The following is a 21,749-nucleotide window of genomic DNA, read 5'->3' on the forward strand; positions in this document are numbered from 1 at the left end:
CACCCACCTCGCCCTCGCCATCGCCCTCGACCTACCCGGTCACCTTCGCGCCGAGAGGCAACAACTGGTGGGTCTCGACGGACGTGCTCGGCGGCTGGCCGGCGCGCGTCGAGGTGAGCGTGAACGGCGCGCCCCCGCGCGCGCTCAACCACCTCGGTTGGACGGGATGGGGTCTCTCGTTCTACGTCGAAACGGGGAGCCTCGTCCGCTTCACGGCGTACGCGCCCGACGGCAAGTCGGCCACGAGCGGCTGGTACACGTGGCCCGACGCCAGGTTGACGAGCGCGCCGTCGCTTCCCGCGCCCGGCACCTTCTCGGCCACCGTGCACAAGCACGCGGCGAACAACTGGTGGGTCGAGGTTCGCGTCGACGCCACCAAGACGCTTGCGAGCGTCGAGGCCGTCGTGAACAACGGCGCTCCGGTCGCCCTTTCGGCGACGAGCTACGGGACGTGGGCGAAGTCGTTTTACGTCCCGAACGGCGCCTCGGTGAAGTTCGTCGTCAAGGCGACCGACGGGAGCGTCGTCACGTCGCCCGCCATGACGTGGCCCTGAGGCGTCACGGGACGCGGCCCGGCGGCCGCGTCCCGCCCTCCCTCTTTCTCGCCTCGATCGGGGACTCGTGTCGAACCCTGTATCACAAACCGGAAAGAGCGTTGAGCGGTCGGCCGGACCGATGCAGAGCCAGCGCGGGGACGACACCGGCCCTCCCTCGCTCGGGTCGATCTTCGACCTCGTCGGCCTTGCTGTCGCGGCTCTCGTCTCGACCGCGGCCGTCTGGTTCGAGGCGCCCCCCCTCCTGCGCGTGCCCGCCGGAACCTTCCTCCTGCTCTTCGCCCCAGGATACGCGCTCGTTGCGGCGCTTTTTCCCGAACGGCGCCGCGCCCAGGCGAAAGACGGGCTGACCCCGCTCGGCCTCACGGGACTCGAGCGCTTCGCGCTCGCGCTCGGGGCGGGCGTCGGCCTCGTCCCCATTTTGGGGGTCGCGACGAACACGACGCCCACGGGCCTTGCGCCGCGATCCGTCGCGGTCTCGCTCTTCGCCATCACCCTGCTTCTTGCGATCGCGGGCGGCACCCGGAGGCTGCGACTCGCACCCGCCGACCGGTTCGACCCCTTCGCGAACGCGCGGCTGGCCTCGCGGCACGCCGCGAAGCTTCCGGCCGGAGCGACGCTCGCCGTCGTGGGGCTCCTCGTCCTCGCCGGGGTCGGCGCCGCCGCGCACCTCGCCTCGATCGAGAAGCCGCCCGCCCGCTACACGTCCTTCGAGCTTCTGGACGAATACGGCCGCTCGGCCGCCTACGTCACCTCGGTCGAGGCCGGAAGCGCCGCCCGCTTCCGGGCCGTCGTCGCGAACCAGGAGGGCGTCGACCTCGTCTACACCATCGACTACGCGCTCGAGCGCGGCGCATGGTCGCACGACGGGCCCGGCGCCCGGTTCGTCCCGCAATCGACGGTTGAGGCGCGCTCCTTCGAGGTTCCCGTGAGCGCCGGAAGCCGGGAATCCTTCGATCTCGAGGTGCCCGCCGCGGACGGTGGGCTCCACCGTTTCGGGCTCGTCCTCTTTGCGCCCGGCATCGAGGAGCGACGGCTGAGCTTCTGGTTCGACGCCCGACCGCCCCTCTCCTCCGAGGTCGTGGTGGGCCTTTCCGCCTCGAGCGCGTCGACCCTCGTCGGCCGTCCCGTCGTCCTCACGGCGGCCGCCATGCCCGCGTCCTCGGCGAGCGTCGCCGTCGACCTCATCCTCTTCGCGGAGCGTGGCAACCTCACCTCCGGGGGCTTCACGCCCGCCGAGGTCATGATCCTCGACCGCTGGCGCTTCGACCTGACGCCGGGCGAGCCCTGGAGCGCCACCGTGGTCTTCTCGCCCGCGAAACCCGGAGCCTATCGCCTCACGGCCCTGCTCGACGGCACGACACCCGCCACGCATCCGAACGGACGGGGAACGGTCTTCATCGAGGTGTCGCCGTGAGCGGGGACCCCGTCGAAGCCGGTCCGCGCCCGCTCAACCACGGGCAGCAGCTCGCGAAGGACACGTTCGCCTACGCGCTCGCGCGGGGTCTTCCCGCGATGGTCGGGCTCGTCATCCTCCTCGCGGCGACGCGTCTCCTCTCGCGCGAGGCGCTCGGGCAATATGGACTCCTCGTCAACGTCGTGCTCCTCGTCGCGGCCGCCTCGAGCGGCTGGACCCAGCAGGCGGCGCTGAGGTTCTATCCGGCTTACGAGCGACGCGGCGAGGCCGCGACCTTCCTTGCGCACCATGCGACCGCGATCGCGGCGACGCTCGTCGTGCTCGTCGCGATCGCCGGCGCTTTATACGCGACGGCCGGCGGCGCGCTCGGACCCTACGCGCGCCTCTTCGGCCTCGCGATTGCGATCCTCGTCGCGGTCGTCGCGTTCTACAATGTGCAGTTCGTCCTCATGGCGCGCCTCGCCTCCTGGTCGTACTCGCTCATGGAGATCGCGCGCGGCGTCCTCACGCTCGCGTTCGGCCTCGCTCTCCTGATCTACTGGCGCGCCGACGTCGAGGCCCTCCTCGTCGCCCTCCTCGTGGCGCTCCTCCTCCCCCTCCCCTTCGGGGCCTGGAAGGCCGGCCTCCTGAGGCCGTTCGGGGCGGCCCGAGGAAGCCTCGACTACACGCGGGCCGCCTTCGTCTACGCCTTCCCGCTCGCCGGGTGGTTCCTCGGCGAGCAGGCGTTCGCCGCGGTCGACCGTCTCGTGATCCAATATCATCGGGGCGCGGCCGAGGTCGGCCTCTTCCACGCCGGATACCAGGCCCTGCCCGAGCTCGTGACATTGTCGCTCGCGCCCCTCCTCATGGCCGCCCAGCCGATCCTCGTGAGGGCGGGGGAGACCGAGAACCGCGAAGAGCTCGAAAGCCTCATCCAGCGCTTCACGCGCTACTTCCTCCTGATCACGACGCCCGTCGCGATCGGCGTCGCCGTCGCGGCGCCGGCCCTCTCGGCGGTCCTCCTCGGCGCCGAGTTCCGCGACGGTCACGTCGTGGTGCCCTGGATCGCCGCGGGTTTCATCGGCTGGAACCTCGGGCTCTTCGGCAACAAGCGCTTCGAGATCGAGCGCCGCACGGGCGTCGTGTTCGCGATCCTCGGAACCTGCGTCGCGGCGAACCTCGTCCTTGCCGCGCTCCTCGTTCCCTCGCACGGCTTCCTCGGCGCCGCCATCGCCTCGTGCATCGCCTTCTGGCTCTATCCGATCCTCGTCGGCATCGTGCCCGGATCCTCGATCCGCTGGCGCTTTCCCTGGAGGACAGCCGCGAACGTCGCGGCCGCCGGGGGCCTTGCGGCCCTTGCCGGCCTGGGCGCGGCCGGCGCGTTCGCGAGCGCGGGCCACCTCGCGGCCGGATCGGCCGCGATCGCCGCGGCCTTTGCCACCTTCGCGGCCGCCGTGCTGCTTGCGGGCGAGGTGCGCCGCGACGAATGGGGCCGGGCCCGCCGCTCGCTCGCGGCCGTCGTCAGGAGGCCGCAGACGTGACGGGCGCCGTCTTCGAGCGCGTCGCGCCGTCGTGGGCCTCGCGGCTCGACCGATCCGGCCTCGTCCAGAAGGCCGCGGCCCTCGCCTACCACCCCGGGGTCTCGACCGCGCTCGTCGTCCTCTTCGCCGTTTCCGGCCTCGTCGGAATCCTGCTCATCGAGAAGACGGGGGCTCGGGAGGGTCAGATCGTGGCGACGATCATCGGCCTCGCCCTCTTCGCAGCCCTCTACGTGAACGCGAACGAGCAGCGGGCCGGCGTGCTCGTTCTCTTCCTCTTCGCATGGGCCCTCTTCGCGGTCGCGGGCTTCACCGCGCGCACGGACAACCTCATGGGAAGCGACGTCCACCGCGAATTCCGCGCGGTCGTCCACTTCGGCGATGCCTATCACTGGGATCCCCTCGACCTGCCGGAGATCAGCTTCAGCTCCGTGTGGCTCATCGTCGGCACGCGCATGTTCACGGGCCTCACGGGTCTCGATGCGCACACGATCCTGAAATACGCCTATCCGGCGATGCTTGCCGCCGTCTCGATACCTCTTTTCCTCGTCTTCGAACGGGCCGTGAATCCTCGCCGCGCCTTCGCCGCGGTCTTCATCGCGGTTTCGGCGCTCTCCTTCTGGGAAAGCACGGCCCAGATCGCCAAAGCCTCGATCTCGATGCTCATCGCCCTCGCGCTCCTCTACGTCGTGACGAGCCGCCCGCTGAGCGAGACCCGCACGCTCGTGCTCGGCGCCACGCTCGTCGTCGCGCTCGTGTTCACCCATTACACCACGAGCGTGCTCGTCCTCCTCACGCTCGGCGTCGCCTGGGCCGCAGAATGGGCCTACTTCTGGAAGTGGCGGCGGGCCGGGCTCGTGACGACCGTGCCGAGCTTCCGGCTGGGTCTGCTCCTCCTCGTGGGTTGCGTCATCTTCGTCGCGTGGTACGCCGCCATCCCCTACGTGTTCGACATGCTCGTCAATTCCGCGACGTACCCCATCGAGGCGATCGCGCGCAAGCTCGCGGGCGAGGATTTCAGGCGAAGCGGCGAGACGCTCGCTGAGACCCTCGGGCGCGGCGGCAGCCTCGGCTACTGGTCGATCCGGATCTCGCTCCTCGTCGTCGCCTCGGCCATCGCGGCGGGATGGATCCGGCAGGCGCTCGACATCTACCGGGGCCGGCGGGTGGCCTCGGGGCGGCTGCGCCTCTTCGCGACCCAGACCGTCGCCCTCGGCCTCACCGCGGTCGGCTTCCTCGTCCCCACCACGCTCGACGCGAACCGCCTTTTCGCCATCGCGCTCGTCCTCTCAGCCTCGCTCGCCACCCTCTGGTGGGGCGTGAGCGGGCCCATGAAACGGTCCCGGAACCGCGAGGCCGCGTGGGCGTCGAAGGCCCTGCTCGCGGGCTCCGTGCTCGTGGCCGCGAGCCAGATGGGTCTTCCCTTCCTCGCGCTCGACGGCGTGGCGTTTTCGACGAACATGGGCGACGACGGCCCGGTGTTCGCGCGGTACGGCTTCGACGAGGAGGACCGCGCTTTCCGCGACTGGTCCATCGTGGCCGCCGCGGGCCGCGATTTCCGGGTGACGCGCGCGTTCGTGGACTATTTCCACCAGGATCCGAAGGTCGCGATCGACCACGTCCGGACGCTCGACCGGCAAGCGGTGGCGGACCGTCTCCCGTCCGAGCTCATCGAGCAGGGACCGCGGGGAATCCTGTGCCTGCGCGACCCCGGCGCCGCATGGACCGTCGCCGAACCCCGGGTCGTCTATGCGAGTGCGCGCAACCAGGTTGTCCTCGAATGCTGATCAGACGAGGCGCAGGCGCCGGGCGAGGGCGAGCGCGTGCCTCAGGGCTGAATCGAGGCGCGGGCGGAAGACGACGTCGAGCGCCTCATAGCGCTCGAAAACGCCGCCGAACCGGGCCTTGAAGGCCCTGATCCCGGCGGCCTTCCCTTCGGCTTCGGTCACGTCCACGCCGCCGAGGTCGTACGCCGTGAATCCGCTCTCCGCGAGGTCGTTCGCGATGCGCCAATGGAGCCAGACGCCCGCGCCTGGCACGTCGCGATGGCCCGACCCGCCGTGAAGATAGATGCCGTGGGCGCCGCGGACCGCGATGACGGCGTTCGCGTGATGGCGCCCCTCGCGATCGATCGCCGCGTAGAACCGGAAGGATCGAGGCTGGTCGATGAGCGCCTCGAAATAGCGGCGAGGATGCGGCTCGAGCCCCTGGCGACGGTAGGTTTCGTCGCTCACGCGCATGAACTCGCGGAGGCTTGCTCTGTCGAGGCGCGCAAGCGCCATTCCGGCCTTGTCCGTCTTGCGAACAGCCTGCCGATGGTTGCGCTCGAGGAGGGTTGCCCTTTTCTCCTCGGGGATCCGGAGATCAATGACGTAGGTTCCGAAGGGCGAGGTCCGAAGCCGCCATCCCGCTTCGGCCGCAAAGCTCCGGATGCTTGCGAGGTCGGCCGCGCCGAGCCGCACCGTCGAATGGCTCCCCATGCGCAGCACGGCATGGCCGCGGTCCGCGACGGCGCTGAGCAGCGAGGGCCACACCGCGGCGCGGCCCGACCCCGGGGGCCCCGAGGGGGCGGCCCAGGCCACGGCGGCCTTGAGGCCGAAACGCGACATTTCAACGACGCCCCAATGGTGCGTCGCGGCGCCGGCTCGCGCCGACAAGGTGAAACCCCTTCCGCGACCCGGCGGAAGGAGGCTTGCGGCTTCGAGAAATGGCCGGGTCACGAACGGATCGTCGGGAACGACGGCCTTCTCGCCTTCCTCGCGGCCGTTGAGGTGCACGGTCTCCTCACGCATGCCGTCCGCCGCGCGTTTCAGAGGGAAAAAGCATTGTGACACACGGCCGGGCGCGCTTCACGCGCCCTCGAGCCGCGCGTAGAGGTCGACGAGCCGGGCCTCCATGGTCGACCATGCATACGCCTTTTCGTATGCGCGCCTCCCGTTCGTTCCGAGCTCGCCCGCGCGCGAGGGGTCACGCATCAGCCGATCCAGGGCCGCGCCGAGGGAGGCCGCGTCGCCGAACGGGACGACGAGACCCGCGTCGTGGTGCCGGACCCGCGCGGCCGCGAGCGTGCCGTCGTTCGTCACGAGGGGCTTGCCGAGCATCATCGCCTCGTAGAGCTTGTTGGGGCTCGCAAGACGGTTGTTCGGGCTCGCGGGATCGTAGAACGCGACGAGGACATCCGCCGCGCGGCTCTGGTCGAGGACCTCCTCGTACGGAATCCTGCCGAGAAAGCGGGCGTTCGGAAGCGAGGACGCCCGCGCTTCGACCGCGCGTTCGTCGCGACCGTAGCCGGCGAGGACGAGATCGACGTCCGCCCGTGAGGCGACCGCATCGAGAAGCGTGAAAAGACCCCTCGCGCGCACGAGGGCCCCCGCGTAGAAGACGCGCAGCGGGCCGTCCCGCCGCCGGGGAGGTCCCGGAGGGCCGAGATCCTCGGGCGTGTTCATCACCACCGCGTCGGGTGTGCGGGGAGCGACCTGGAAGGCCCGCGCCTCGTCGGCGATGACGAGGCCGTCGACGCGCGCGAGGAGCCGCCGGTACCACGCGCGCATCGCGAGGTCCGCGACGCGGGGGACCTGACCTGCGAGCATGTCGGGGTAGTAATCGAAGACGTCGTGGACGACGAGGCCTTCCGATCGCCGCGCCGCGGCGACGGCCGCGGGCAGCGTATCGAGGTCGCAGGCGTGGACGACGTCCCAATCGCGCGTCGCAAGCGCGCGCCGGATGAAGCGCCACCATCCTGGGAGCGCCGGCGCGAGAGCCCACGTCCCGCGCGCGACGCGGCGCGCGTACCGCGTGACGCCGATGCCCGGCCCGCTTCCCGCGCCGCTGAAGTCCCAATCGATCACGTGGACGTCGTGGCCCGCGCGCTCGAGGGCCCTCCGCTCCTTCGAGAGCCGCGCGTCGGCGTCCGCGAGCGTTCCCCGCAGCATGACCACGTTCATGCCGAGGCGCGCCCCCCGAGACCGGGCGCCCGGGAAGGCGGGGACGCGAGCGCGAGGTCGACGATGCGCTCTCCCGCGCGCCCGTCGCCGAAGGGATTCGTCCACGCGCGCAAGGCGGCGTCCGCTTCGAGAACCGCGCGTTGGATCGACGCCGGATCGACGCCCGAGAGCCGGTTCGCGCCCACGTCGATCGTCTCGGGACGCTCGGTGTTGTCCCGAAGCGTCACGCACGGCACGCCGAGCACGCACGCCTCCTCCTGGACGCCGCCCGAGTCCGTAAGGACGAGGCGGGCGCGGGATTCGAGGGCGAGGAAGCCGAGGAAGTCGAGGGGGTCCACGAGCCGCACGCTGCGCGCGTCGAGCCCATGCCGCGCGAGCATCTTGCGCGAGCGGGGATGGATCGGGTAGAGGACCGGGGCCCCGAGGGCCTCGCCCGCCGCGGCGGCTCCCGCGAGGATGCCCGCGAAGCGCCGGGCGTCGTCCACGTTCTCCTGGCGATGCGCCGTGAGCAGGAGGTACCCCCCGGGCGCGACGCCGAGTTCCGCAAGGACCGTCGACCGCGCGGCCGCGAGGTCGCGGTGCGCGAAAACGGCGTCGACCACCGTGTTGCCGGTGACGTGCACGCGCGTCGCCGGGATGCCCTCGCGGGCGAGCGTCGCGGCGCACGCGGCCGTGGGCGCGAACAAGAGGTCGGCGACGTGATCCGCGACGACCCGGTTGATCTCCTCCGGCATCGAGCGGTCGAAGCTCCGGAGGCCGGCCTCGACGTGCCCGACCCGGATCCCGAGCTTCGAGGCGGCAAGCGCCCCGGCGACGACGGTGTTGGTGTCGCCCTGGACGAGGACGACGTCCGGGGACGAAGCGCGAAGCGCCTCCTCGACGCCCGCGAGGATGCGGCCCGTCTGCGCCCCGTGGCTTCCGGAGCCGACCTCCAGATTGAAGGCGGGCGGCGCAAGCGCGAGCGTCTCGAAGAAGACCGCGTCCATCTCGCGCGAGTAGTGCTGCCCCGTGTGGATGACGTCGTGCTCGACGCCGCGCCGGTCGAGCGCGCGGATCACGGGGCTCATCTTGACGATCTCGGGCCGCGTCCCGAGGACGACCGCAACCTTCACGGGATCGCCCCTTGCGCCACGATCTCGCCGAGCTGTCGCGGGAGGTCCGTCGCGGGACGGTGTCCGAGCGCGACGAGGCGGGACACGTCCGCGACGCTTGCCGCGATGTCGCCCCTCCGTGCTTCGCCGTCGACGGGTCTCACCGCCGACCCCGCGAGCTTCACGACGAGCGCCGCGAGGTCGCGGATGCTCGTCGGCCGCCCGGTCCCGACGTTGAAGGTTCCCCCCTTCGCTCGGTCTTCCGAGAGCGCGAGGAGGACCGCGCGCGAGACGTCCGTCGCGTGCACGAAGTCGCGCGTGGCGAGGCCGCCGCCGTGGAGGACGGGGGGCCTTCCTTCGGAGACGGCGCGGACGAATTGCGTCACGACGCCCGAGTAGGGGCTCGACGGATCCGCGCGCGGGCTGAAGACGTTGAAGGGCCGCAGGATCACGGTCTCGAGCCCGTAGAGGCGCGCGTACAGGTTCGTGTAGCGCTCGCCCACGGCCTTCGACAAGCCGTAGGGATTCACGGGCTCGACCGGGGAATCCTCGCGGATGGGCGTCTTCGAAGGGTCCCCGTAGACCGCCGCGGAGGAGATGAAGACGAATCGGGCGTCGAAGCTCCTCGCCGCCTCGAGCATCGCGAGCGTTCCGTCCACGTTCTCCGCCGCGTCCTCGCGGGGCGACGCCACCGAAAGGGGAACGCTCACCTGCGCCGCGCAGTGGACGATCGCTCCGACGCCCGCGGGCGCGGCGCCGTGCGTGCGCACGTCGGCGACGATGTTCGTCCACCGCGAAGGCCTGCGGTCCAGGCCCAGGACGGGTCGGCCGCGCTCGCAGAGCATGTCGACGACGTACGATCCGAGCTGACCCGCCGATCCCGTGACGAGCGTCGTCCTCAAGCGGCACGCCCCCGCGTCGCCGAAACGAACGCGTGCAGCACGAGCGACGTGAGGCCGAGCGCGAATCCCGTGAAGGCGACGGCCGCGGCGAGCGCGATCGCAAGCGCGCTCGCGTCTCCCCGTTCGATGCCCGCAAGCTCGCTCGCCCCGACGAGGAGACCGAGCAGGAAGAGGGCGAGGCCCGGAAGCCCGAGCACGAGGAACGGGTGCTCGACCTCCGCGAAGCGGGCGATCGACCGCACGACCCCGAGGCCGTGCCTCACGGGGTTTTGCGAGGACCCGTCCACGTCGTACCGGACGCGGATCGGCACCTCGGCGAACGCGAGGCCGGCCTTGCGCGCCTGGAAGAGGATCTCCGCGCTGATGCCCATGTCGTCGTCCGTGGGGTCGATCGCCTCGATCGCCCGACGGGAATAGGCACGGAACCCGCTTTGCCCGTCGGTGACGCGGGCATCGCCCCTCGCGCCGACGTTGCCGAGGCTCGTGAGCACCTTGATGCCGAGCTTGCGGTACGCCGGGACGTCGCTCGCGCTCCCGGCTTCGACGAACCGCGACCCGATCGAGACATCCGCCTTGCCGGCAAGGACAGGCCCTGCGACCTCGGGAAGATCCGAGGGGTCGTGCTGGCCGTCCGAATCCAGGATCGCAAGGGCCTCCCATCCCTCGTTGCGGGCCGTCCGGAAGATCGTCCTCAACGCGGCTCCGTATCCGCCGTTCGAGGCATGGCGGATGACGCGCGCGCCCGCGAGCTCCGCGACGCGCGCGGTGTCGTCCGTGGATCCGTCGTCGACGACGACGACGTCGCGCGCGTGCTCGCGGGTCCTGAGGACCACGCTTCCGATGCCGACCTCCTCGTTGTAGGCGGGAATCGCGACCACGAGCCGCGCTCTTGCGGCGGGGTCGGCGATGAGCCCTTCCCGTGCAGCCTGGCCGTTCATGGGGAACCTCGCGGGCCGCGCGAGCGCGCCTGCATGAGCATCCTGGGTCAGCGCTCGAAGGGCCGAATCCGCGATTCGTGCGAGAAACGGGAAAGGGCCACGAGCAAGCCCCGTCCTCCTGCCCGGCCGAGGCCGGGAACCGGAGCGTGAAGGATGACGAAGACCATCTCGGTGCTGGGGCTCGGCTACATCGGCCTCCCGACGGCCACGATCCTGGCCGCGGCGGGCCATACGGTCCGAGGCTACGACGTGAACCGCAAGATCATCGACCGGCTGCGCGCGGGCGAGATCCACATCGAGGAACCCGGTCTCCTCGCCGCGACGCGGCAGGCCCTCGCCTCGGGTCGGCTCGAGCCCGTGGACACGCTCGGTCCCGCCGACGCACACATCGTGTGCGTGCCGACGCCGTTCTCGGAGCATACGAAGACGGCCGACCTGAGCTACGTCGAGGCCGCCGCGAAGGCGCTCGCCCCGGTCGTCCGACGGGGAGACCTCGTGATCCTCGAGAGCACGGTCCCCGCGGGAACGACCGCGAACGTATTCGCCCCCATCCTCGAGACGAGCGGTCTCGACGCGAAGCGGGACCTCCACGTCGTCCACTGCCCCGAGACGGTCCTACCCGGCAACACGCTCCACGAGATGGCGTCGAACCACCGCGTCGTCGGCGGCCTCACGCCCCAGGCGACCGCCTACGCCTCGGCGCTCTACGCGACGTTCGTCAAGGGCCACATCATCGAAACGGACGCGACGACGGCCGAGTTCGTGAAGCTCGCCGAGAACGCGTTCCGCGACGTGAACATCGCCTTCGCGAACGAGATCGCGCTCGTCGCGAGGTCGCTCGGGATCGACGCGCGCGAGGCCATCGCGATCGCGAACCTCCACCCGCGCGTCCGCATCCACGCTCCCGGCCCAGGCGTCGGCGGGCACTGCATTCCGGTGGATCCGTGGTTCCTCGTGGAGGCCGCGCCATGGGCGCGCGTGCTGCGCGCCGCGCGCGAGGTGAACGACGCGATGCCCTCCCACGTCGCGAATCTCGTGGCCGCCGCGGTGCGCGACGTCGACCGTCCCGTGGTCGCGCTCCTCGGCGTGGCCTACAAGGCGAACGTCGACGACATCCGCGAATCGCCGAGCCTCGCGATCGCCAGGCTCCTCGGCGAACGGATCGCCGGCATCGAGATCCGCGCGGTCGATCCCCACGTCCCCGTCGAGCGATGGCCCACGATGCCGCTCGAGGCGGCCCTGGAAGGCGCCGACTGCATCGTGCTCGCGACCGACCACGACGCGTTCCGCCGCCTCGACCCGCGCCGGGCCGCCGCTTCCATGAGGACGCGGCGCGCCGTCGACACGCGGGGCTTCCTCGATCGGCCGGCGTGGACCGCGGAAGGCTTCGGGCTTGACGTGGTGTGACGCGTGGCGCAACCGAGGATCCTCGTCGTCTCGCCTTACTACGCGCCCGAAAGCACGGGGTGCGCCTCGCGCGTTTCAGACCTCGCCGAGCGATGGGCCGCAGCGGGCGCCCGCGTGACCGTCCTCGCGCCGCACCCCTCCTTCCCGCCCGGCGCCTTCCCGAGATCGTGGCGGCTTTCTGGTCGACGCGCATTGAACGGCGTCGAGGTCGTGAACCTCGCCGCGTGGCAGCCCGGCCGCGAGGCGGGCTTCGCGAGCCGGGTCGCGGGCTACGTCAGCTTCCCGCTCCACGCCTCCCTGCGCCTGCTCGTCGCGGGGCGCCGCTACGACGCGGTGTTCGTGACGATGCCTCCGGTCTTCACCGCCTGGGCAGGGCTCGTCATGAAACGGCTCCACGGCAAGCCGCTCGTCCTCGACGTCCGCGACCTCTGGGTGGACGCGGCCGTGGACCTGGGTTTCGTGCGCGAGGACGCCGTTGCGACGCGCGCGACCCGACGCCTCGAGGCCCGCGCGCTCGCGGCCGCCGACCGCGTCGCCGTGGTCACGCCCCGGCTCGGCGAAAGGCTCGTCGAGCGTCACCCCGATGTCGCCGGAAAGCTGCTCGATGCGCCGAACGGCGTCGACACGCGCCGCTTCACCCCGGGAGCCCCGACGGGCCGCAGATTCGTCTACGCGGGGCTTCTCGGACCCGCGCAGGATCTCGACACGATGATCGAGGGATTCGCCCGCATCGCCGACCGGTATCCCGACGTCCGGCTCGACATCGCGGGCGAGGGCGAGGAACGGGTGCGGCTCGAGGCCCTCGCGAAGGCGCGCGGACTCGCCGGACGGGTCCGCTTCCACGGACTTGTTCCCCGCGAGGGGATCCCCACGCTCGTCGCGTCGAGCGTCGCGGCCCTCGCGCCCATCCGGGACCGCGCGAGCCTCGACTACGCCATCCCGACGAAGGCCTACGAGGCGATGGCCTGCGGCGTGCCGTTCATCGGCCTCGGCCGCGGGGAGATCCGGCGCCTTGCGGAGGAGACCCGCGCGGGCCTCGTGCCGGACGCCGACGCCGACGAGGTCGCCCGCGCGATGGCGTCGCTGCTCGACGACGAGAACCGGCGCGCCGAGATGGGCAAGCGGGGACGCGCCTGGGTCGAGGAGCGCGGGGACCGGAGCGCGGTCGCGGCGCGGCTCCTCGCGGTCATGGTCGACCTTGCGGAGGGGAGCGCGTGAGATCGCTCGTCGAACGCCTCGCTTTCGAATCGCGCTCGGCGCGGATGCTGCGGAACTTCTCGTCGTGGCGCGCGCTCAGGCCTTCCGCGTTCGCGGCCGCGACGCGCGGACCGCGTCCCCCCGGGACGCGCCGGGAGCATCTCGCGGCCGCGATCGCCTGGCTTGCGCGAGCGCAGGACGTTTCGGGGGGCGGCGTTTCCGCCGCATACAGCCTCCGACGGGGCTGGTATCCGCCATACCCCGAGACCACGGGCTACATCGTGTGCACGTTCTACGACCTCGCGAACGCGACGGGCGGCGCGGCCGAGGCCGAGCGGGCGACGCGCATGGCCCGGTGGCTCGTCTCGATCCAGCGGCCGGACGGGTCGTTTCCGGGAGGATTCGGGACCGATCCCGAGCGGCCGCCGGTCGTGTTCGACGTGGGCCAGATCCTCCAGGGTCTCGTCCGGGCCCATCGCGAGACGCGCGACGCCGCTTTCCTCGAGGCCGCGCGGCGAGCGGGCGACTGGCTCGTTCGAGCCCAGGATGACGACGGCGCCTGGCGCCGGCACGAATACCACGACATTCCCCACGTGTACGAGACCCGGACCGCCTGGGCCCTCGCGGCCCTGTCGCAGACGACGCAAACGCGCGACTACGCCGACGCCGCGCGCCGCCACGCAGCGTGGGCCCTGGCGCGGCAGCGCCCGAGCGGGTGGTTCTCCGAGGCCGCTTTCCGAACGGGCGACACGCCTCTCACGCACACCCTCGCCTACACGCTCGAAGGTCTCCACGAGACGGGCGTCGTCCTCAAGGATTCCATCCTCGCCGAATCCGCGCGTCGAGGCGCCGACGCCCTCCTTGCGCGGTATCTCGCCGCGCCGCGATGGAACCGCGCGCCACCGGGGCTCGTGCCGGGACGCCTCGACGAGGCATGGCAAAGCGGCGACCGCTGGAGCTGTCTTACCGGATCCGCCCAGATCGCCCTTCTCTGGCTGAGGATCGCGGAGGAGGACGGACTGCCCGGCCGATACCTCGCGGGCGCCTCGCGCCTTCTCGACGCGGTCCTCGCGGTCCACGACACGACGTCCAGCGACGAAGGCGTCCGGGGGGGACTCGCCGGCGCGTACCCGCACTGGGGATCCTACCAGTCGTACGCGTATCCGAACTGGGCCGCGAAGTTCCTCGCGGACGCCCTGCTTGCGGAAAGCCGCGTGCTCGCCCGGGCGTGATCACTCGACCGTGACCGATTTCGCGAGGTTGCGCGGACGGTCGATCTCGCAGCCCCGGGCGTTCGCGGCGTGGTACGCGAGCAGGTGGAGCGCGATCGACGCCGTGATCGGATAGAGGAGCGGATGGGCCGTGGGAAGGCGGATGGCCGCCTCGACCGCGCGCTCGGCCCGGGGATCGTCCACGTCGAACAGGGCGAGAACGTGGGCGCCTCGGGCCCGGACCTCCTGGATGTTCGAGAGCATGATGCCGGAGGTCGCGTCGCGCGGGATGCACGCGACGACCGGGACCCCGGGGGCGAGGAGCGCGATCGGACCGTGCTTGAGCTCGCCCGCCGCGTAGCCCTCGGCCGCGAGGTACGCGATCTCCTTGAGCTTCAGCGCCCCTTCGAGGGCCACGCCCCGCGCGGCCTGGCGCCCGACGTAGAACGCGCATTCCGCCTCCGCGAGGAACTTCTCGGCGAGGGCCTTCACGTGCGATTCGGAGGCGAGCACCTCGCGCGCGATCTCGGGAAGCTTCTCGAGGCCGGCGACGAGCCCTTCCGGGAGCGGGCGGCCCCTGAGCGCGGCCATGCGGATCGCAAGCAGGTAGAAGACCGCGCTCGTCGTCGCGAACGTCTTCGTCGCCGCGACGCTCATCTCGGGGCCCGCGCGCACGAGCAGGACGCCGTCGGCCTCGCGGGTCATCGTCGAGCCGACGACGTTCGTGAGCGCGAGCGTCGGGTGCCCCTGGCGCGACGCGAGACGCATCGCTTCGAGGGTGTCGGCCGTTTCCCCCGACTGAGATACGCAGATCGCGAGCGTGCGCTCGGCGCGAAGGGGCGGAGCGTAGCGGTACTCCGAGGCGAGCTGGACGTCCACGGGAACCCCGGCGAGCGACTCGAGCAGGGTCTTCCCGATGAGTCCCGCGTGGTACGAGGTTCCGCACGCGAGAACGAGGATGCGCTCGGCCGAGCCGAGGTCCTCATCGCCGATCCGTCCCTCGATGTCGAGCGGCGCGTTGTGGAGCCGTCCGCGCAGCGCCTCGCCGAGGGCGCGCGGGATCTCGTGGATCTCCTTCAGCATGAAGTGGTCGAACCCGCCCTTCTCGGCGTGCTCGAGGGACCATGGAACCTCGACGACGCGGGCTTCGCGGGGCCGTCCGGCCCGGTCCGTGATCTCGCAGCGGTCCCTCGTGAGGACGGCGACGTCGCCGTCTTCGAGATAGACGACCTCGCGCGTCTGACCGATCGCCGCCGTCGCGTCGGAGGCGACCACGTGCCCGTGACCCGCGAGTCCGATGAGAAGCGGCGACTGGTGCCGCGTCGCAACAAGCCGTCCCGGATCGCGCTTCGACATGACCACGATCGCGTACGAGCCCCTCACGGATCGGAGCGCTTCGCGCACGGCCTCGAGGAGGTCGCCCTGATGGGCGTCCTCGACGAGGTGCGTCAGGACCTCCGTATCCGTTTCGCTCGTGAACGCGTGTCCCTTCGCGGCGAGCCGCTCGCGGAGCTCGGCGAAGTTCTCGATGATGCCGTTGTGGACGATGGAGAAATCGCCGGTGCAGTCGCGATGGGGATGGGCGTTCGCCTCGCTCGGCCGCCCGTGCGTCGCCCAGCGCGTGTGTCCGATTCCGCACGCCCCGTCCGGGATCGCTGCGGCGGCGAGGTTGGAAACGGCGCCGACCGAGCGGACGGTGACGATGCCCTGCGGGGTCGCGACGGCGACGCCCGCGCTGTCGTATCCGCGGTACTCGAGCCTCGCGAGGCCGGCAAGCAGGATCGGAGCCGCCCGTTCGTTGCCCACGTAGCCGATGATGCCGCACATGGTCAGCGGCCTCCCCGGCAGGGAGGCGCTTCCGCGCGGCGGTGAAGTCGACGCAGCCTTGTCCTCGTCACGGCATCGCCCGGCTCGCCGGATCGGAATAAGGCTTGGGTCGCATCGGCCGAAGGATCGACGCCGAAGCCGTGACGCGCGAAGGTCGCGTGCGTGGTCACGCGGGATGGGCACGGCCCGGATCGAACGGGCGACCTCCGCCTTGTAAGAGCGGCGTTCTAGCCGACTGAACTACGTGCCCGGGCGCGTCGCCAAGGCTCATCGGGGTCTTAACGCCTAGGGTCAGAGCACGCGCCGCGCCTCGCCGTCGAGGGCGGCCTGCGGGCGCGCCTCTGCGCCGACCACGTGGAGGGTCCGCGTGGGGAACGGCATCGAGATGCCTTCCGCCGCCAGGCGGCCGAGGAAGCGGTGCCTCAGCTCGTGCTGGGCAAGGTACTGATCGACATATTCACGAACCTGGCAGATGACCGTGAAGTCGAGGGAGGACGCGCCGTAGCCGGGAATGAAACGGACGAAGGGCTCGGGCGTTTCGAGAAGCCCGGGCACGTCCTTCGCCGCCCGCTTCGCCTCGTCGACGAGGAGCGCCTCGACCCGGCGCGTGTCGACGCCGTACGGCACGCTCACGGGGATGAGGAGCGACATGCGCGGCTCGGGGAGGTAATAGTTCACGACGAGCGCGTCCGCGAGCTTCGAGTTCGGGATGATGACGAGGTTGTTTGCGAGCTGGCGGATGCGCGTCGAGCGCCATCCGATGCGGTCGACGTAGCCTTCGATGTTCTCCTCGACGAGCTTGATGTAGTCCCCTTCGCGGATCGGACGGTCGGCCTGGAGGTGCAGGCCCGCGAAGAAGTTCCCGAGCGTGTCCTGGAGCGCGAGCGCGAACGCGAGGCCCGCGAGGCCCATCGTCGTGAGCACGGGCGTGATGGAGTATCCGAGGGCCTCGAGGCCCATGAGGAGGACGACGAGCGCGAAGACGCTCGCGACGGCGCGCCGCACCAGGGGCGCGACGGCGCGAAGCGACGGGCGTCGCTTCGCCTCGCGGGTGAGGATGGCGAGCACGACGCGCGCGCCGACGATGCCGAGGACCGCGAGGCTCGCGAGCCGAAGGAGGGTCCGCGTCGGGCCGAGCGCATCGTCGTCGAGCGGGGCGAGGCCGGCGGCGACGGAGAGCGATCCGAGCGTGACGAGCCAGACGACGGGTCGACCGAGGGCGGCGACGAGGACGTCGTCGAGGTCGGTTTCGGTCCGCTCGGCGCCTTTGCGCGCGAGCCCGACGAGCACGCGCGCGAGAACCACGCCGGCGAGGAGGCCGCCGAAAGCGACCGCGAGGGGCGCAAGCCACGCCTCGGCGCCGGGCGCGCCGAGGAAGGGCGTATCCATCGTCGCATTCGCCGCCGCATCGGTGTGGTTGACCATCGCCATCCCCCGTCCCGCGGACGGTCAGGCGGAAGGGGCGGCCGACCGGCAAGTACCTTCGCCCCCGCGCGACGTCGATCGTGGAACCGGGGTCCCACGATCGTCGATCACGCGACGTAGATGGCGGGTCGTCCCGGCGCGGCGTGCCGGGCCTTGCCGGCGGGGTCCTCGAGTCCCGGCGCATCCGCCGCATGGACCGTCGCGGCGACCCCGAACTCGGCTTCGAGGAAGGCGCGCGCGCCCGAAAGCGCCGCGGCCTCGTCGAAGGCGGGCGGCGGGACGGTCGCGCCCTGGTAACGCTTCACGAGGTCTTGCGCGAGCTTCGGCGCGTCCTTCGCGTGCGGCTTCACGGCGGGGTCCTTGGAGGCGGCCGCCATCAGGGCCGGCATCGCAAGCCGCCCCTCGGCGACGAGCCCGCGGGCGAGCTCGTCCATGCGGCGCTTCCATGCGGGGGCAACGTAGAGCGCGAGGCGCTTCGGCGCGATGCCCGTCACCTTCAGGATCTCGCGCACGTCCTCGATGACGCTCCTCACGAAGCGCTCGCCCGCCTCGGCGTCGGGGCGGATTGCTTCCGCGCGGGGGATCGGCCAGGGCGCGTCGATCGCGTCGCCCTCGCGCTTGAGGACGGCGCGAACCTCGGAGGCGAGGGCCGGCACGAAGGGCGCAAGGAGGCGGTGCGCGACGTCGCGGTACTCCGCGAGGACGTCGGCGCGGGGGACGCCCCCCGATCGGCGGACGTACCACGACCATTCGCGGTCGAGGTCGAAGAAGGCGAGCTTGAGCGCCGTGCGGTGCTCGATCGCGTCCATCGCTCGGCCGACGTCGGCGACGGTCGAATGGAGGATGCTCAGGAACCAGTCGTCGATGGGGAGCGGGTCGGAGCGGACGGGCGTCTCGTCCGTCATCGTCCGGAACCAGCCCTCGAGGCGCTTCGCGACCGTCTCGGCGAAGGTGCGGTCGAAGTTCGCGTCGTCGACGCCTTCGCCCGCGTAGGCGAGCGCGAAGCGCGTCGCGGAGGCGCCGTAAGCGTCGAGCGCCTGCCGGAGGAGGACGAAGTTGCCCTTGCTCTTCGACATCTTCTCGCCGTCGACCGTGACCCAGCCGTTCACGCTCACCTGCCGGGGCCACAGCGCGGGGTCGTCCCAGATCGCGACGTGGTTGAAGACGTAGAACGTGAGGTGGTTCTGGAGGAGGTCCTTGCCCGAGTTGCGGAAGTCGAGCGGATACCAGTAAGCGAACTCGCGGCGGCACGCGCGCGCGACCTCCGGCGTCACGGTTCCCTTCGCGGCCGCGCGCGCGTCGCCGCGGCCGAGGAGCACGAAATCGAAGAACGCGTCCGTGAGGTCCGCGGGGTCGACGCCCGGCCGCTCGCCCGCGGCGCCCGTGACGGTGCCCTGCTCGAGATGCGGCGCGATCGCATAGTAGGCCATGTAGATCGTCGAGTCGCTGAGGCTCTCGATGATCCACCGCTCGTCCCAGGGAAGTCGCGTGCCGAGGCCGCCCTCGCGCGCGCAGGCCCAGTCCTTGAGCCATCCGATCACGTGCTCGAACTGCTTGCGCGCGAGCTCGGGATGCACCTGCATCGCGGCGAAGGCCTCGCGGACCTTCGCCTTCCACGCGGGGTCGCTGTAGCGCATGAACCACTGGTCGGAGACGATCTTCACGACCGCGGGCGTGAGGCACCGGCAGACAACGGGGCCCGTGGGCTCGTAGTAGACCGCCGCCTCGCCGCGCTCGACGAGCCACGCCTTGACCTCCTCCTTCGCATCGGCCACGGGGCGCCCCGCGAACGGGCCGCAGGAGGCCTTGAGGACGCCCGAGTAGAAGCCCGCCTTGTAGGCCTCGTCCGTCGCGGCGTCCAGGGCCGCCGTGTCCGCCTGCGAGCGCACGTTTCCGCGCTCGACGAGCGCGACGCCGGGAAGGTCGCCGAGGCCGGGCGTGTCGATGATCGCGACCGGGGCGATCGCGGCGAGGCGCGCGGGGTCGACGCCCGCGGCCTTCGCCGGCTCGCGCTGGAGGTCGCGCAACGCCGCGTAGTCGAAGGGCGCGTCGCTCGGGACGCTCGTGACGACGCCCGTGCCGCGGTCCTCGCGCACGAAGGTCGCGGGGAGGACGGGCACGTCGGCGTCGCGCGCGGGGGCGCGCACGCGTCGGCCCACAAGCGCGGAGCCCGCGACGTCGCCGTCGAGGACGGTCAGGTCCGGGAACTGGAGCTTCATGCGTTCCGCGGCGGGCTTCGAGACGATCCAGCGCTCCGTGCCGACGGACGCGACCGCGTAGCGGACCGCGGGGTTCACCCAGAGGTTCGTCTGTCCGAACATGGTCTCGGGCCTGAGCGTCGCGGCGACGAGGTGGACGGGCCCCGATCCGGGAAGGCCCGCGGGCGCGTCCGCGAGCGCGAGCTTGACGAGCGCGAACTCCTGCGGCGTCTCGCCCTCGCCCTCGGCCCGGTCGTGGTCCGCGACGGGCGCCTGGTCCTTCGGGCACCAGATGACGGGGTGGCGGCCCTTCGCGACGTAGCCGCCCTCGCGGAGGCGCCGGAACTGCCATCGGATGAACGCGTCGTAGTGCGGGTTCTTCTCCGTGGTGTGGAACTCGCGCGACCAGTCGACGTGGAGGCCGAGGCGGTCGACGTCCTCGCGCCACTCGCGCGGGAAGTAGGCGACCCAGTGCCACGGGTCCGCGAACTTCGGGACATCGGCCTCGGGAATGCCCATCTCGCGCAGGATCTTGATCTGCTTGGGCTCGCCGTCGCGCACGCGGTTCGCGGCCGCGACGATGGGCGTGCCCGTCACGTGGAAGGCGAACGGGAAGAGCACGTTCTTCCCGAGCATGCGCTCGCGCCGCACCGTGACGTCGTTGCGCAGCATCGTGAACGCGTGGCCGACGTGCGCGTACGCGTTCATGTACGAGTACGGGTAGGTCGCGAAGAACTTGGGGCGGCCCTCCTCGACGCGGCCGAGATGCGCGCCGGATTCGCGCCAGCGACGGCGCCACTTGTCCTCGATCGACGCGAACGGTCCCGCCCCGGTGGGCATGCGGCGACGATGGGAGGTTGGATATATAGGCGATTCGCCCGGCCCCCGGCGCAACGCCCTGGTCCGGCGATCGTACGTCAGGAACCTTTCGTTCCGGCGTCAAGCGCAATGCTTAATCTTCGCGCGCCGTGTCCCGACCGCATGGGCTTCGAGCTGAACGTCGTGAGCCACACGCCGCAGACCGGCGTCGCCGACCTCGACACCGTGGCGCTCCGCTTCCTCACGGACATCGGGTACATGGGCCACGGTCTCGACCCCGTCGCGGACCCCGCGAGCGTCCGTGGGTCCGTCCCGTACCGCCTCTTCATCGAATGCCTGTGCGGCCGCCCCGACAAGGCGTGGACCGTCGAGGAGCTCATGGCCCATCTCGCCACGAGCCGTCCCACGGTGTACCGGCATGTCAACAAGCTCAAGAGCCTCGACCTCCTCGAAGAGGTCGCGGCCCCGTCCGGCGAGGCCGGCGCGCGCAAGGCGTACCGCCTGCGCTACGGCAACCTCGCGAAGGCCTGGAACTTCACCGAGGCGCACGTCCGCGTCGCCCTCGAGAACTACCGCAAGACCGTCGACCACCTCCACGACCTCGCGCAGCGCGCCAACCGCGAAGGCGCGCGCCCGCGGGCCGGGAGCCCCCTCAAGGAGGCCCTCTGATGCGCCACACGAAGAAGGATGAGAACACGCCTACGCTCACGCTCAACTCGAAGTACCGGATCCTCAGCGTCGGAAGCCGCGACGAGATGATCGAGAGCATCGGCGTCTTCCGCGGCGTCGTGAGCATCGGCACCATCGACGGCATCGCGCTCGAGCTCGCGAAGGAGGCGAAGGAGAACGCGGGCAAGGTGCGCGTCATCCCGAGCCACATGGTCCTCGCGATCGACATCCTCGAGGCCGCGAAGGAAGAGGACAAGAAGAAGCCGGACGAGGCGCAGATTCATTATACTTAGAACCGCCGCGCGCTGCGGCGCGCGGCGAGGTTCGGGGCTTTACAGCGGGCACTCCGTGACACAAGTTTCACACCGAGGTCGCGCTGCGGCGCGACCTCGGCTTGTGTCACTCCGTGCCAGAGAGGGGGCGCTGCGCGCGCCCCCTCTCTGGACGTCGCACGAATCTGCGGATTCGTGCTCACCGCAGCGTTCCGCAGATCGCAAGGTGAAGACGTTCCGCAGAACGTCGCCACCGCAGCGGCGTGACGCTGCGGCTCACCCCCCAGCGCCAGGGGCTCCGCCCCTGGACCCCCGCCGAGACCCGCGTTCTCTCTCGAACGGTGCCCGTGTTTCACGGCCC

Annotated in this window: 17 protein-coding genes and 1 tRNA gene; 9 read left to right on the top strand and 9 right to left on the bottom strand. The window is 71.2% G+C overall.

Annotated features, from left to right (window positions below; genetic code table 11):
* From VM889_14625 to VM889_14640, 4 genes are all read left to right on the top strand, one after another.
* Positions 1 to 554: hypothetical protein (locus tag VM889_14625; protein ID HVL49788.1), on the top strand; the 554-nt coding region annotated here is incomplete at its 5' end.
* Between the two features lie 121 nt (positions 555 to 675).
* Positions 676 to 1,971: a DUF1616 domain-containing protein gene (locus VM889_14630; GenBank protein HVL49789.1), complete on the top strand. Its 1,296-nt coding sequence runs from the start codon at positions 676 to 678 to the stop codon at positions 1,969 to 1,971.
* Positions 1,968 to 3,491: a lipopolysaccharide biosynthesis protein gene (locus tag VM889_14635; GenBank protein HVL49790.1), complete on the top strand. Its 1,524-nt coding sequence runs from the start codon at positions 1,968 to 1,970 to the stop codon at positions 3,489 to 3,491. The genes VM889_14630 and VM889_14635 overlap by 4 nt, the downstream gene beginning before the upstream one ends.
* Entirely contained in the window at positions 3,488 to 5,275 is a 1,788-nt protein-coding gene (locus tag VM889_14640; GenBank protein ID HVL49791.1) for a hypothetical protein, read from the top strand. The genes VM889_14635 and VM889_14640 overlap by 4 nt, the downstream gene beginning before the upstream one ends.
* On the opposite strand, the gene VM889_14645 is transcribed toward VM889_14640, so the two are convergent.
* Genes VM889_14645 through VM889_14665 form a run of 5 tightly spaced genes read right to left on the bottom strand, consistent with a single transcriptional unit; the run spans position 5,276 to position 10,363 of the window.
* Positions 5,276 to 6,280 carry a peptidoglycan bridge formation glycyltransferase FemA/FemB family protein gene (locus VM889_14645; protein HVL49792.1) on the bottom strand — a complete coding sequence of 335 codons (1,005 nt, stop codon included), beginning with the start codon at positions 6,278 to 6,280 and terminating at the stop codon, positions 5,276 to 5,278.
* A gap of 57 nt (positions 6,281 to 6,337) precedes the next feature.
* A complete protein-coding gene (locus VM889_14650; protein HVL49793.1) occupies positions 6,338 to 7,432 on the bottom strand; it encodes a glycosyltransferase family 4 protein in 1,095 nt (364 codons plus the stop codon).
* Complete coding sequence (gene wecB, locus VM889_14655; protein HVL49794.1) at positions 7,429 to 8,544, bottom strand: UDP-N-acetylglucosamine 2-epimerase (non-hydrolyzing); 1,116 nt, start codon at positions 8,542 to 8,544, stop codon at positions 7,429 to 7,431. Before wecB ends, VM889_14650 begins: the two co-directional genes overlap by 4 nt.
* Positions 8,541 to 9,425 carry an NAD-dependent epimerase/dehydratase family protein gene (locus VM889_14660; GenBank protein HVL49795.1) on the bottom strand — a complete coding sequence of 295 codons (885 nt, stop codon included), beginning with the start codon at positions 9,423 to 9,425 and terminating at the stop codon, positions 8,541 to 8,543. The genes wecB and VM889_14660 overlap by 4 nt, the downstream gene beginning before the upstream one ends.
* Positions 9,422 to 10,363: a glycosyltransferase family 2 protein gene (locus VM889_14665; protein HVL49796.1), complete on the bottom strand. Its 942-nt coding sequence runs from the start codon at positions 10,361 to 10,363 to the stop codon at positions 9,422 to 9,424. Before VM889_14665 ends, VM889_14660 begins: the two co-directional genes overlap by 4 nt.
* A 153-nt stretch (positions 10,364 to 10,516) precedes the next feature.
* Between VM889_14665 and VM889_14670 the strand changes: the two genes are divergently transcribed.
* Genes VM889_14670 through VM889_14680 form a run of 3 tightly spaced genes read left to right on the top strand, consistent with a single transcriptional unit; the run spans position 10,517 to position 14,199 of the window.
* Positions 10,517 to 11,770 carry a nucleotide sugar dehydrogenase gene (locus tag VM889_14670; GenBank protein ID HVL49797.1) on the top strand — a complete coding sequence of 418 codons (1,254 nt, stop codon included), beginning with the start codon at positions 10,517 to 10,519 and terminating at the stop codon, positions 11,768 to 11,770.
* A gap of 3 nt (positions 11,771 to 11,773) precedes the next feature.
* On the top strand, positions 11,774 to 12,988 hold the full coding sequence (locus tag VM889_14675) for a glycosyltransferase family 4 protein (protein ID HVL49798.1): 1,215 nt from the start codon (positions 11,774 to 11,776) through the stop codon (positions 12,986 to 12,988).
* Complete coding sequence (locus VM889_14680; GenBank protein HVL49799.1) at positions 12,985 to 14,199, top strand: prenyltransferase/squalene oxidase repeat-containing protein; 1,215 nt, start codon at positions 12,985 to 12,987, stop codon at positions 14,197 to 14,199. The genes VM889_14675 and VM889_14680 overlap by 4 nt, the downstream gene beginning before the upstream one ends.
* Here VM889_14680 and glmS read toward each other — a convergent pair whose 3' ends face one another.
* The 4 genes from glmS to leuS form a co-directional block, all read right to left on the bottom strand.
* A complete protein-coding gene (glmS, locus tag VM889_14685; protein ID HVL49800.1) occupies positions 14,200 to 16,005 on the bottom strand; it encodes a glutamine--fructose-6-phosphate transaminase (isomerizing) in 1,806 nt (601 codons plus the stop codon).
* 176 nt (positions 16,006 to 16,181) lie between these two features.
* Positions 16,182 to 16,255 (bottom strand) — tRNA-Val (locus VM889_14690).
* Positions 16,256 to 16,296: 41 nt separating this feature from the next.
* Positions 16,297 to 17,430 carry a mechanosensitive ion channel family protein gene (locus VM889_14695; GenBank protein HVL49801.1) on the bottom strand — a complete coding sequence of 378 codons (1,134 nt, stop codon included), beginning with the start codon at positions 17,428 to 17,430 and terminating at the stop codon, positions 16,297 to 16,299.
* Between the two features lie 107 nt (positions 17,431 to 17,537).
* Complete coding sequence (gene leuS, locus VM889_14700; GenBank protein ID HVL49802.1) at positions 17,538 to 20,468, bottom strand: leucine--tRNA ligase; 2,931 nt, start codon at positions 20,466 to 20,468, stop codon at positions 17,538 to 17,540.
* Between the two features lie 141 nt (positions 20,469 to 20,609).
* On the opposite strand from leuS, the gene VM889_14705 reads away from it, so the two are divergent.
* Together VM889_14705 and VM889_14710 are read left to right on the top strand one after the other, a co-directional pair.
* Positions 20,610 to 21,116: a helix-turn-helix domain-containing protein gene (locus VM889_14705; protein HVL49803.1), complete on the top strand. Its 507-nt coding sequence runs from the start codon at positions 20,610 to 20,612 to the stop codon at positions 21,114 to 21,116.
* Entirely contained in the window at positions 21,116 to 21,409 is a 294-nt protein-coding gene (locus tag VM889_14710; GenBank protein ID HVL49804.1) for a hypothetical protein, read from the top strand. The genes VM889_14705 and VM889_14710 overlap by 1 nt, the downstream gene beginning before the upstream one ends.
* The last annotated feature ends 340 nt before the right edge of the window (positions 21,410 to 21,749 follow it).

The organism is Candidatus Thermoplasmatota archaeon (genome assembly GCA_035540375.1).
Taxonomy (GTDB): Archaea; Thermoplasmatota; SW-10-69-26; order JACQPN01; family JAJPHT01; genus DATLGO01.

What these genes read in the sequence shown, in the direction of transcription:
- VM889_14695 (HVL49801.1), bottom strand. Translation starts at nt 17,430, where the DNA reads ATGGTCAACCACACCGATGCGGCGGCGAATGCGACGATGGATACGCCC.
- glmS (HVL49800.1), bottom strand. Translation starts at nt 16,005, where the DNA reads ATGTGCGGCATCATCGGCTACGTGGGCAACGAACGGGCGGCTCCGATC.
- leuS (HVL49802.1), bottom strand. Translation starts at nt 20,468, where the DNA reads ATGCCCACCGGGGCGGGACCGTTCGCGTCGATCGAGGACAAGTGGCGC.
- VM889_14650 (HVL49793.1), bottom strand. Translation starts at nt 7,432, where the DNA reads ATGAACGTGGTCATGCTGCGGGGAACGCTCGCGGACGCCGACGCGCGG.
- VM889_14645 (HVL49792.1), bottom strand. Translation starts at nt 6,280, where the DNA reads ATGCGTGAGGAGACCGTGCACCTCAACGGCCGCGAGGAAGGCGAGAAG.
- VM889_14710 (HVL49804.1), top strand. Translation starts at nt 21,116, where the DNA reads ATGCGCCACACGAAGAAGGATGAGAACACGCCTACGCTCACGCTCAAC.
- VM889_14665 (HVL49796.1), bottom strand. Translation starts at nt 10,363, where the DNA reads ATGAACGGCCAGGCTGCACGGGAAGGGCTCATCGCCGACCCCGCCGCA.
- VM889_14630 (HVL49789.1), top strand. Translation starts at nt 676, where the DNA reads ATGCAGAGCCAGCGCGGGGACGACACCGGCCCTCCCTCGCTCGGGTCG.
- VM889_14670 (HVL49797.1), top strand. Translation starts at nt 10,517, where the DNA reads ATGACGAAGACCATCTCGGTGCTGGGGCTCGGCTACATCGGCCTCCCG.
- VM889_14705 (HVL49803.1), top strand. Translation starts at nt 20,610, where the DNA reads ATGGGCTTCGAGCTGAACGTCGTGAGCCACACGCCGCAGACCGGCGTC.